5 protein-coding genes and 1 pseudogene are annotated in these 3,236 nt (G+C 59.5%); 3 read left to right on the forward strand and 3 right to left on the reverse strand.

The genetic code is table 11. The annotated features are described in order from the left end of the window. Together ACMUVN_RS33175 and ACMUVN_RS33180 are read left to right on the forward strand one after the other, a co-directional pair. Positions 1 to 139 (forward strand): annotated as a pseudogene (locus ACMUVN_RS33175) (cytochrome c-type biogenesis protein CcmH); the annotation flags it as partial. Positions 140 to 213: 74 nt separating this feature from the next. Beyond that, entirely contained in the window at positions 214 to 894 is a 681-nt protein-coding gene (locus tag ACMUVN_RS33180; RefSeq protein ID WP_047619852.1) for a CBS domain-containing protein, read from the forward strand. A gap of 337 nt (positions 895 to 1,231) precedes the next feature. On the opposite strand, the gene ACMUVN_RS33185 is transcribed toward ACMUVN_RS33180, so the two are convergent. Genes ACMUVN_RS33185 through ACMUVN_RS33195 form a run of 3 tightly spaced genes read right to left on the reverse strand, consistent with a single transcriptional unit; the run spans position 1,232 to position 2,709 of the window. Then, positions 1,232 to 1,792, reverse strand: a complete 561-nt coding sequence (locus tag ACMUVN_RS33185; protein WP_047619827.1) for a DsbE family thiol:disulfide interchange protein — start codon at positions 1,790 to 1,792, stop codon at positions 1,232 to 1,234. A gap of 1 nt (position 1,793) precedes the next feature. Next, positions 1,794 to 1,988, reverse strand: a complete 195-nt coding sequence (gene ccmD / locus ACMUVN_RS33190; RefSeq protein ID WP_414816042.1) for a heme exporter protein CcmD — start codon at positions 1,986 to 1,988, stop codon at positions 1,794 to 1,796. After that, positions 1,945 to 2,709, reverse strand: a complete 765-nt coding sequence (locus ACMUVN_RS33195; protein ID WP_052213520.1) for a heme ABC transporter permease — start codon at positions 2,707 to 2,709, stop codon at positions 1,945 to 1,947. The genes ccmD and ACMUVN_RS33195 overlap by 44 nt, the downstream gene beginning before the upstream one ends. Positions 2,710 to 2,954: 245 nt before the next feature. On the opposite strand from ACMUVN_RS33195, the gene ACMUVN_RS33200 reads away from it, so the two are divergent. Beyond that, a partial coding sequence (locus tag ACMUVN_RS33200; protein ID WP_414816043.1) for an aminotransferase class I/II-fold pyridoxal phosphate-dependent enzyme occupies positions 2,955 to 3,236 on the forward strand: 282 nt, incomplete at its 3' end.

Here is a 3,236-nt window from a genome sequence, read left to right on the forward strand (position 1 = left end):
GGTGCTGCTGGTGACCCTCGGCGGGCTGTCATTGCTGGTCTTTGCGCGCAAGAGGGCCGGCAAGCCGACCGGCAGCAAGCTGACAGCCGACGAACAGGCGAAGCTGAGCGACCTTCTTGGCGAAGATCGCATTGTTTGACGAAGATCAATGGCGGCTCGACGAGCTCGCATTATCGTCATTCCAGCAACAATTCCTATAAACGAGGCAGGACAATGCAGGCGAAGGACATAATGACCACCAACGTGGTATCGATCGGTCCAGCGGTCGGTATACGCCACGCCGTCGCCGTCATGATGCAAAACAACGTCAGCGGTCTTCCTGTCATTGACGACGAAGGCCGCGTCTGCGGAATGCTGACGGAGGGCGATCTGCTGCTGCGGAAAGAGATCCGATTCTCCCCCCGCGCCGCCCGCGCGCCCGAAATGATATCGGAGATCGATCTTGAGCGATATATTTCCAGGAATGGCTGGTGTGTCGCCGATGTCATGTCTCAGGATGTGATCGTGGCGTGCCCCGACAGCGAGGTATCGGATATCGCCGAAAGCCTCCAGGCGCACCGGATCAAGCGGCTACCGATCGTTGAGGACGGACGTCTTGTCGGGATTGTCAGCCGCAGAGACATCCTCGGCCTGATCATCAATGCCCAGACGGCGCCGCTGCCAAAGGAAGATGAATCGATCAGGCTGGCGGTTCGAACGCGCCTGAGGTCGGAGTTGGGGATAACGCCTCAGAAGGTCCAAGTGACCGTGAAGAACGGCCAGGTGACACTCGATGGCAACGTGGAGTCGGAGTTGAAGCAAAAGGCTGTTCGCACCCTGGTCGAAAGCCTGGGCGTCGGCGCCTATCGGGATCGGCTCCAGATCGCTCGGCTGACCGTAACCGAAAGGGGCTGAAACAGCACGTCCAAGCTAGATCTTTGCCACGGCGTGGAAACAGTTCATCCCGCGCCCCATTTGTTTTCACGCAATTCCGGACGCAAAACCGCGACACACTTTTTGCTGGAATTAGCGGCGCGGCTTCGGCTGTCGCTCTCGGCGTCTCCGCACGGTGCTCATTGGTGAGGGTAATCTGACGCGAGGAGGCTCACTCGGTGTTGCGCCCCAAAACCGAGCGAGCCTCTGTCAAGTTTCCCCCCTTGACACGGGAAAATCCCGACCCGCCAAACCGACATACGCAATAGGCGAGGCCGTTTCTTTGATGGAGGTCAAACACGGCTGGAAGAGGCCCCGCTTATTCGGCGGCGATGATCTTTTCCAGAGCGGGTAGGATATCCGTCGCGAGGCTTTTCTCGTCGATCGGCCCGACATGTCTCAGGAAGATTCGTCCCGCGCGATCGATAACGAATGTTTCCGGGACGCCGTAGACTCCCCAGTCGATCGAACTTCTTCCCGTGGTGTCGATTCCGATTGCCGCGAACGGATTGCCGTTTTCCTGAAGGAAGGCTGCGGCCTTTTCTGGAGCATCCTTATAGTTGATGCCGACCAGCTTTATGCGAGAATCTTTGGCGAGTTTCATCAGCGCCGGGTGTTCGAGCCGACAGGGAACGCACCAGGACGCGAAGATGTTGACGATGGCGATGTGGCCATCAACTGTGTGATCGTTCAGCCCAGGCGCTTGAAGACCGGCAAGCGGCGCGAGATCGACGGCTGGATGTCGGCGTCCCGCCAACGCCGAAGGAATAGCGGCGGGGGAATATCCGTCCACGGATTCGCGATACAGCGTATTGGCGACGGCACCCGCAATCCCGAGAAACGCGACAAGCGGAATCGCAGCGAAGGCGTAGCGTCGCATCCTAGCGGTCTCCGCGAGGATGCCGACGTCGTGCCAGCGCCTCGATCCGACGGCGGTAGCGTCGTCCTGAGAACCAGACCTTCAACGTCGCCGTGACCATGACCACGAAGGTGAGCAAATACGCCGCAAGAACATAGTGTTCGTGGTTCATTTCAAGTCTCCCGGTGAGCAGCGGCTTTTGCTGCGAGCCTGTCATGCCTGATCAGCTTCCGTCGCCAGATCTCGTTTCTTATCGATGCGACGTAGAGCGTGGCAAACAGCGCTGAGAACGCCACTCCCATGACCAGCAGAGGGCGTAGAAACTCGACGTCGAGGGCGGGGCCGCCCAGCCGCAGCACGCTGGCGGGCTGATGCAGCGTGTTCCACCAATCGACGGAAAACTTGATGATCGGAATATTGACGAAACCCACGACGATCAGGACCGCCGTGACACGGGCGGCGCGAGCCGGATCGTCGATCGCCCGGTAGATCGCCAATATGCCGAGATACATGATGAAGAGCACGAACATCGATGTCAGGCGGGCGTCCCATACCCACCATGTGCCCCACATGGGCTTGCCCCAGATCGCGCCGGTCACGAGCGACACGAAGGTGAAGGCGGCGCCAAGGGGAGCGGCGACGCGCGCCGCAACGTCGGCCAGGGGATGCCGCCAGACCAACGAGCCGATGGCATTGGCGGTCATCGTCGTATAGCAGAGCATGGCCATCCACGCTGCGGGGACGTGGACATACATGATCCTGACGGTTACCCCCTGTTGATAGTCGACGTCGGAGCTGAAGCTCAGATAGAGGCCGATCGCGAAGCAGAATGCGGTCAGGGCGGCAAGTGCAGGAAGCAGGCGTTCGGACAGTTCCAGGAACCTGGCAGGCTGCGCAAGGCCGACGATTGCGTTTTTAAGATGTGGAATTGAGCTCATACCTTCGAGCTTTAATGCCAGACGTCGTTCCGATAATTGATGTTGATCAAACAACCGACCTGTCGGCTGCAACGATTGGAATGACCGGCCGCCGCGATCAGCAGGCGGCTAAGGGACAGTTCGTCGTGGCTGGTCCCGGCGCGTCAGCCGCCCGCCTGGTGCGCGGGCTTCATCCGACTTGATCAAGATCAAATACGCCCAACCCCTCACAATGTATTGCTCGGACCACACAGGGGAGCGTGCATATGGATTTCGAAGCGTTTTTCAAAAACGAGCTGGACGGGCTTCATGCCGAGGGCCGTTACCGCGTTTTTGCCGATCTCGAACGTCACCGCGGCAACTTTCCGCGCGCGACCCGCCATACGGCCGATGGCGAGAAGGAAGTCACGGTCTGGTGCTCCAACGACTATCTCGGTATGGGCCAGAACCCGAAGGTGATCGAGGCGATGAAGAACGCCATCGACCACTGTGGCGCGGGTGCGGGAGGCACCCGGAATATTTCTGGCACCAACCACCATCACGTCATG

The sequence above is a fragment of the Rhizobium sp. IY2 genome (genome assembly GCF_047532935.1).
In the GTDB taxonomy this organism is placed as follows: Bacteria; Pseudomonadota; Alphaproteobacteria; order Rhizobiales; family Rhizobiaceae; genus Rhizobium; species Rhizobium anhuiense.

What these genes read in the sequence shown, in the direction of transcription:
- ACMUVN_RS33180 (WP_047619852.1), top strand. Translation starts at nt 214, where the DNA reads ATGCAGGCGAAGGACATAATGACCACCAACGTGGTATCGATCGGTCCA.
- ACMUVN_RS33185 (WP_047619827.1), bottom strand. Translation starts at nt 1,792, where the DNA reads ATGCGACGCTACGCCTTCGCTGCGATTCCGCTTGTCGCGTTTCTCGGG.
- ccmD (WP_414816042.1), bottom strand. Translation starts at nt 1,988, where the DNA reads ATGACAGGCTCGCAGCAAAAGCCGCTGCTCACCGGGAGACTTGAAATG.
- ACMUVN_RS33195 (WP_052213520.1), bottom strand. Translation starts at nt 2,709, where the DNA reads ATGAGCTCAATTCCACATCTTAAAAACGCAATCGTCGGCCTTGCGCAG.